5 protein-coding genes are annotated in these 6,454 nt (G+C 56.9%); 2 read left to right on the forward strand and 3 right to left on the reverse strand.

Features of this window, described 5'->3' with window-relative positions:
• Window positions 1–72: 72 nt before the first annotated feature.
• The 3 genes from sufC to VGE80_RS03735 form a co-directional block, all read right to left on the reverse strand.
• On the reverse strand, window positions 73–906 hold the full coding sequence (sufC, locus tag VGE80_RS03725) for a Fe-S cluster assembly ATPase SufC (protein WP_440591718.1): 834 nt from the start codon (window positions 904–906) through the stop codon (window positions 73–75).
• 258 nt (window positions 907–1,164) lie between these two features.
• Entirely contained in the window at window positions 1,165–1,728 is a 564-nt protein-coding gene (locus VGE80_RS03730; protein ID WP_373650055.1) for an NADH-quinone oxidoreductase subunit B, read from the reverse strand.
• 332 nt (window positions 1,729–2,060) lie between these two features.
• Complete coding sequence (locus VGE80_RS03735) at window positions 2,061–2,678, reverse strand: helix-turn-helix transcriptional regulator (RefSeq protein ID WP_373650056.1); 618 nt, start codon at window positions 2,676–2,678, stop codon at window positions 2,061–2,063.
• A 679-nt stretch (window positions 2,679–3,357) separates the two neighbouring features.
• On the opposite strand from VGE80_RS03735, the gene VGE80_RS03740 reads away from it, so the two are divergent.
• Window positions 3,358–5,652, forward strand: coding sequence for a protein kinase domain-containing protein (locus tag VGE80_RS03740; protein ID WP_440591719.1), 2,295 nt, complete (start codon window positions 3,358–3,360; stop codon window positions 5,650–5,652).
• A gap of 223 nt (window positions 5,653–5,875) precedes the next feature.
• Window positions 5,876–6,454 (forward strand): glycosyltransferase family 2 protein (locus tag VGE80_RS03745; RefSeq protein ID WP_440591720.1); only part of this gene is annotated, 579 nt, incomplete at its 3' end.

Below are 6,454 nucleotides of genomic sequence, written 5' to 3' on the forward strand. Positions count from 1 at the left end.
TTCGCCGACCACTTCTAGGCGGCGAAGTCGGTTGCGTCGTTTCGTGGTTGCCGGATGCCGCTTCTTGTATGCTTACTTGGTCCCTGCGGCGACGGCAGTGGGGACACTCTTCTGCTGTTCCTGTTCTTCGGCTGCTTCAGCGGGATGGCGAAGTCGGATATTGGCATAGCCGTTGTTATGCAGTTCATGTGCCAGCGAGGCGTCGCCGGTTTCGACGATGCGGCCCGCGAGCATGACGTGGGTGTACTGTGGAACGTTGTATTCCAGCAGACGTTCGTGGTGCGTGATGATCAGGACACCCATCTGAGGTCCTGCCAGCTTTCGGAGTCCTTCACTGACCACTCGAACAGCATCGCTGTCCAGTCCGCTGTCGGTTTCGTCGAGGATCGCAAACTTGGGCTGGAGCATGGCGAGCTGGAGAATTTCCATTCGCTTCTTTTCACCACCCGAGAAACCGTCGTTCAGATAGCGGCGAGCGAATTCCACGTCCATGCCAAGTTCTTCCATGCGGCTTTTCAGCTCTTTACGGAAGTCCCGCATGGGGATCAGGCCTTCGCCCTCTTTTCGAGTTGGGTTGCGAATGTTGGTGACAGCATGTCGCAGAAAGTCCGCTACCTTCACACCGGGAATCGTGACCGGGTACTGGAAGGCCAGAAACAGGCCGAGTCGGGCGCGATCGCAGGGGTCCAGCTCGTTCAGCGGCGTGCCATCCACTTCGATCGAGCCACCCGTGATTTCGTATTTGGGGTGACCGACCAGGGTGTAGGCGAGGGTGCTTTTACCGGATCCGTTCGGGCCCATGAGTGCGTGGATTTCGCCCTGACGAATTTCGAGACTGACGCCCCTTAAAATCGGTTTGTCGTCCACAGACACATGCAGATCGGTGATTTTCAGAAGACTGGACATTGAATGCGAAAACTCTACTTGTGTGGAAAAGAAAACTGACTCAGTGAACGATCACGGGTGATCGCCCGATCGACGAACTTCGATCGGGCCTCACTCGAGGGCCTCGCGGGGCCGGCTCCAAGTCTCAGTCGCGTCAGGCACGGCTCGTTGTTGCGAGGTTCCCTGCCTGAAGGACCGTTGACTTGTCAAAAAACGAATTCTGTGCGGACCGGATTCGCGGCTGGATTAGACCGCAGTACCGTCACGCGATTGATTCCATCAGACGACTTCCGTCAATGACTGGGTTACGGGAAGAGCCACTCGTCCCGTGTGGTGCGGAATCGGCAGGACTTCCTGTGTTCGGGTAATTTTCTTGGCTTTGATTTTGTCCTGGATTCGCATCAGACCTTCGAGCAGGGCTTCAGGTCGTGGTGGGCACCCGGGGACGTAGACGTCGACAGGGACGACCAGGTCGACTCCCTTTACAACGTGGTATCCGTATTTGAAGTAGGGGCCTCCTCCGACTGTGCAGGCTCCCATGGCAATCACGTACTTGGGGTCGGGCATCTGTTCGTACAGGCGGCGGACGCGGCTGGCCATCTTATAGGTGACCGTCCCTGCGACGATCATCAGGTCGGCTTGTCGTGGCGTCGCGCGGAACGCACCAGCACCAAATCGATCCATATCAAACCGGCTTGCACCCGCAGCCATCATCTCAATTGCGCAACACGCCAGACCAAACGTCATCGGCCAGATACTCGACTGCCGCGCCCAGTTCATCGCCTGTTCCAGCGACGTGGTGATAACGTTTTCTTCAAATCGGCCTTCAATCCAGGTTGTCATGATTGCAGTGTCCGTTTTTGTTGCGTTACTGGAGATGGTGCCGGGAACTGTCCCGCAAGGGAACGACTTTAACAGTAATTGCCGTTGCTTTCACCCAACCTCGTTCCTTGCCAGCGGGCTGCCATCCTCGTGGCAGGCACTTCCACACACTTCCTCAGCCGAGCCGCTGTCTGAATCGTCTTAACGGTCTGTACTGAACTGCACTTTCCTCACTCTCTACTCGATGAATGTTCTGGCGGCTGACTGCCGGCCACTTGATTTTCGTTGTTTCTCTTCTGGTTACTATGAACTTCTGGTCACTATGAAATAGGGTGAATTCGAAAAACTGCACATCACGCAGGATGGAACTCGCAGCAATGTCCGCCATCCCGACAGCAGGACGCTAAAGTCAAAGGAACCCCCAGCACCCGCTCAAAAACCTGTTGTTCCAACTCGCAAATCCCTGGGTCCTGCTGAGCCAGCTCGTGGTACGGGCAGTGATTCTCGCGGAGAATCGGCAGCGCTTCTCGCGTGTCGACTTCGACGGAGAACCCACGGTCAGCCAGTGCGATTCCCAATTGGGCGAAGCGATCGGACAGGAGCGCCCCCTGCACGTTTGCGCCATACTGACGAACCATGGCATCACGAATGCGGCCTGTGACCCGCTGGCGCACGTCGATTTCGTCAATTGTCTGGAGTTCCGACCACAGCAGTTGAGCCAGTTCGGAATAGTTATCGCCGAGTCGTCGTCGACCCAGTTCCGTGATTTGGTAGGTATGGTGAGGGCGTCCGCGGCCCGATCGAATCGTTTGGCGCTCAATCAGCCCCAGCGATTGAAGACGACTGAGACGTAACCGAATCGCCGTCGCTGTGACTCCTGCAGCGTCGCACAAATCCTGAACGGTTCCTCCTCCGAGCCGTTGAAGGCTCAGCAAAAACTGTTCGTCATCAGGTTCTAATGCAGGTTTCATCTTTTGTTCTGGTACTTTCCTGGCAGCGAACTCGCGCCGCTGCCAAGGATTTTAGTCCCGCCGCTAATTAAAACAATAGCCGCAGCGAATAATGCGGTAATTTCCCAGGATCGAGAAATCGGCGTGATGATCAGCGAAGATGGAGCATGAGTCGGGGGGCAAATCGGCCTCACCTGGGCGGCTCACAGCGGCAAGTGAGTAAGAGGACCGACAATCCCAGCTTCCATGGCGCATCGACGGAGCTTGGCGGCACGCATCACGTCGGCTCGATGGATTGATTGTTTCTACTGAACGGGCCGCGTATTGTAAGTTGTTGTTGAAATTCTGAATGAGTCAATCTGATCGCTACAGTGTCTATGCATCAAGTCGTGTGGGGCCCCGCGATGTTAACGGCGGATGGCAGGTCGAACGGAGATTCCGGGAGTCGTCCACTTTCGGACCACTCTGGTGATCGTCCGCAGACACAGCCCAACTCAAGCCAGGCAGCGCCGATCACAGGGCCCGATCTGCCGTGTTCACACACCTCATACACGGCTCTTTCTGATTCCCCTGAGGCGAATTCCTGGTCGCTCCGTTCGGCATGGGTGTCTGAAAGAATGTTCACTGTGTTCAGTCGCTTGGGACCGCAAGCCACGGTGAGTTGGCGCTTCGTAACCCCCCCGGTGCCCAAGGGGGGAAGATGATGAATATTTCATTGGAGAAGCTCGAGGAGTTGCTGGCGGAAGGAGATCCTTCACAGGTCCAGTGGCTGAATGAGACTGTGAAGCGGATGGGGACCGGCCAGACTGCTCCCGATCCCCATCGCATCATTGAAGAGATGCTCAAGGCGAGAATTATTACCCCGTTGCAGTCTCAGTTTCTGCTGGAAGGCCGCAATCTGCTGATGGGGCACTATGTCTTCTGGGAAAAAATCGGCGAAGGGGGCATGGGGACGGTTTACTCGGCCCGGCACCGTCTGATGGGGCGAATGGTTGCTCTCAAGGTCATCCGGCCGGATCGTTTCAAAGCTGAGGGGACAATCGATCGATTCCTGCGAGAGATTCGACTGGCGTCGCGACTGCATCATCCCAACGTGGTCACATCTTATGACGCTGGCGAGTGTGAAGGATCTCTTTATCTTGTCATGGAACTTGTCAGCGGGATTGATCTGAAGCGACGCATTCAGACCAGCGGGTTGATGTCAGTCCCCGTGGCGCTGGGCATTATCCGGCAGGTAGCGACCGGGTTGGCCTATCTCCATTCTGAAAAACTTGTGCATCGTGACATCAAACCCTCGAATCTGATGCTGGACCGCAGCGGGGTTGTGAAGATCCTTGATCTCGGTTTGTCACGGATGATCGAATGGACGGATACAGCGCAAGGGGACCCCTGCTACGACATCACTGGAACGGGGATTGTCACCGGTTCTGTCGACTTCATGCCACCCGAGCAATTCGTCAATCCACGCGAAGTCGATGCCCGTGCCGATATTTACAGCCTTGGCTGCACGCTTTACTGGTTGCTGACCGGCAAGCCCCCCTTTCCCGGCAATTCCGTGGGGGAAATCGTGGTGGCTCATCGCGAACATGCGATTCCCCGTTTGCAAGACACGTTGAAAGATGTTCCCCTCGGGCTGGATTCCCTGCTCGCGGCAATGCTGTCCAAAGATCGTAAGACACGACTGATGGATGCTCAGGCCGTCATCGAGGGAATCGATGCACTGGAGGTCTTATCCCCAACGGAAACGGGGCACTCTTTTGCCGTTCGAAGACCGCTCCTGAGCGACGAAACACAAGAAGTCACTTCTGAGGGACTGCGGACACTTTCTCGATCCGCCACGCAGACATTGCATGAATGCGAAACCGTGACCGAAGGGCTTCCGGATACTCCCTCCCGGAGAAACGTCATATTCGGCAGCCTGATCGGAGTCACCCTGCTGGCTGTGACACTGATGGCGAAGGGATTTCTCGCGGAGCGCCTTACTGACGCTCCTGATAAGGGGGAGGCCAGGGACAAGGGGCGAATCGACACCGACGAGGGCGATTCAAGCGGCATGCTGGGGCATCACGGTCCGATCGCTACGTTGGCGGAGCTTCCTGTCTGGCCGGTCGGTGCCCCTGAGAAGGCGGTTGCCCCCTTCGATTCCGATACTGCGAAGTCACATCAGGAAGCGTGGGCGAACTATCTGGGCGTTCCTGTCGAGTTTACGAATTCCCTGGGGATGAGTTTTCGTTTGATTCCTCCTGGCGAATTCATGATGGGAGCCACCGAGGACGAGATCGAAGAGTGGACTCGAAACTGGCCCGCGAATACTGCGGACCGGCTGGCCGTGGCGAAGAGTGCCGGGCCGCAGCATTGGGTGATTATTTCGAAGCCTTTTTATATTGGGACGCACGAAGTCACTCAGCAGGAGTTTGAGAAGGTTCTGAAGAAAAATCCGTCGATGTTTCCCTCGAGGATGATCGTTCCCGATGGATCGGAGCCCCAGGAAATGCGGCTGCCAGTGGAGTATCTAACATGGGGGGATGCCGACCAGTTCTGTCGACTGTTGTCGGAGCGGGAAGCGGACCAGTTCCGCAAGTACCGACTTCCGACGGAAGCGGAGTGGGAATTCGTGTGTCGGGCGGGGACGACGACCAGGACCTGGCTGACGGATACGGATGCTTTGCAGGTTCTCGGCCCCAATTTCAATCTGGCTTCGACGCAGCCTGTGGGAAGCCTTGCCGCCAATCCATTCGGCATTCACGACATGCTGGGAAATGTCTGGGAATGGGTCTACGACTGGTGGGACGTCGATTTCTACCAGCAACATTCCTCCGGGCCGGCGATCGATCCCATTGGTCCGCTGAAGGGGACCAGGAAGTGTTTGCGGGGCGGGAGCTGGGGGCAGGATCTGACCCGACTTCGCAGTGCAAACCGGTACTGCGAGCCCCCCGACGCAAAAAATGCAGGATTTGGGTTTCGAGTCGCTTTGTCAGTCAATTTCAAACGCTAAGCGACCGACGACAACGCTTCCGAAGTTTCCAGAAGTACGACGGCAATCTCAATGACTGGGGACCGACAGAACGTTGATCACTCGGCGGAAGGATCACTCCCCGTTGCATCGGAGCGCGCCCGCCGAGGGGGGACTCGACTTGAGCAGTTGGCGTCACTGTTGCGGAACTCGCCGCCGTTTCTCACCTGAACAATCGCTGCAGCTCTTGGAGAGGCCTGAGTAGATGACTCGACTGACGATCGGGATGGCAACGCATCGGGACTTTGATGGAGTTTACTTCACGGTCAATGCGCTGCGGCTGTACCACGCCGAAGCGATGCCCCGCTGCGAGATCGTCATCGTCGACAATGATCCGGACGGTCCTCAGGCCGAGTCGCTGAGACATTTTTGCTCATCCATCAGCGTTCCACATCCGGACTGGCCCTGTCCCTTTCAGGTCAGGTATATCCCATACAGGGAGGCTGGCGGGACGGCCGCGCCCCGGGATCATATCTTTCGCATCGCCGCGGCCGATGCCGTACTGGTGCTCGATTCTCACGTGAATTTATGGCCGGGAGCGATCAGCCATTTGCTGCAATGGTACGACGACCATCCCGAATGTCAGGATTTGATTCAGGGCCCGCTTGTCTACGATGATCTCCAGTTCGTCAGTACCCACTTCGACGATATCTGGCGGGACGGGATGTGGGGGACCTGGGGGACCGACCAACGGGGGATTGATCCGTCTGGTTCCGCGTTCGAGATTCCCGCACAGGGGCTCGGTCTGTTCTCGTGCCGGACTGAGGCCTGGCTGGGGTTTAAT

The organism is Schlesneria sp. (assembly GCF_036405755.1).
GTDB classification, from domain to species: domain Bacteria; phylum Planctomycetota; class Planctomycetia; order Planctomycetales; family Planctomycetaceae; genus Schlesneria; species Schlesneria sphaerica.